A 1,182-nucleotide genomic window follows, 5' to 3' on the forward strand; every position below is an offset into this window, starting at 1 on the left:
GCTGCAATCACTACCGTACTGGCTAAAACCTACGGCGGTGCTGCTCGTGCTTTCGACCAGATCGATAACGCACCAGAAGAAAAAGCTCGTGGTATCACCATCAACACCTCTCACGTTGAGTATGACACCCCGACTCGCCACTACGCACACGTAGACTGCCCAGGCCACGCCGACTATGTTAAAAACATGATCACCGGTGCTGCGCAGATGGACGGCGCGATCCTGGTTGTTGCTGCAACTGACGGCCCTATGCCTCAGACGCGTGAGCACATCCTGCTGGGTCGTCAGGTAGGCGTTCCTTACATCATCGTGTTCCTGAACAAGTGCGACATGGTTGATGACGAAGAGCTGCTGGAACTGGTAGAGATGGAAGTTCGTGAACTGCTGTCTCAGTACGATTTCCCAGGCGACGACACTCCAATCGTTCGTGGTTCCGCGCTGAAAGCGCTGGAAGGCGACGCAGAGTGGGAAGCGAAAATCATCGAACTGGCTGGCTACCTGGATTCTTACATCCCAGAACCAGAGCGTGCGATTGACAAGCCATTCCTGCTGCCAATCGAAGACGTATTCTCCATCTCCGGTCGTGGTACCGTTGTTACCGGTCGTGTAGAGCGCGGTATCATCAAAGTTGGTGAAGAAGTTGAAATCGTTGGTATCAAAGAGACTGCGAAGTCTACCTGTACTGGCGTTGAAATGTTCCGCAAACTGCTGGACGAAGGCCGTGCTGGTGAGAACGTTGGTGTTCTGCTGCGTGGTATCAAACGTGAAGAAATCGAACGTGGTCAGGTTCTGGCGAAGCCAGGCTCAATCAAGCCACACACCAAGTTCGAATCTGAAGTGTACATTCTGTCCAAAGACGAAGGCGGCCGTCATACTCCGTTCTTCAAAGGCTACCGTCCACAGTTCTACTTCCGTACAACTGACGTGACCGGTACCATCGAACTGCCAGAAGGCGTAGAGATGGTAATGCCAGGCGACAACATCAAGATGGTTGTGACTCTGATCCACCCAATCGCGATGGACGACGGTCTGCGTTTCGCAATCCGTGAAGGCGGCCGTACCGTTGGCGCGGGGGGGGGGGGGGGGGGGGGGGGGGGGGGGGGGGGGGGGGGGGGGGGGGGGGGGGGGGGGGGGGGGGGGGGGGGGGGGGGGGGGGGGGGGGGGGGGGGGGGGGGGGGGGGG

General features: G+C 58.0%; 1 protein-coding gene. It reads left to right on the forward strand.

Annotated features, from left to right (window positions below):
- The coding region (gene tuf, locus IM267_RS20950) for an elongation factor Tu (RefSeq protein WP_226848258.1) at positions 1–1,182 on the forward strand (1,182 nt) is incomplete at both ends.

It is taken from the genome of Enterobacter cloacae complex sp. P15RS (assembly GCF_014895905.1).
In the GTDB taxonomy this organism is placed as follows: Bacteria; Pseudomonadota; Gammaproteobacteria; order Enterobacterales; family Enterobacteriaceae; genus Enterobacter; species Enterobacter quasihormaechei.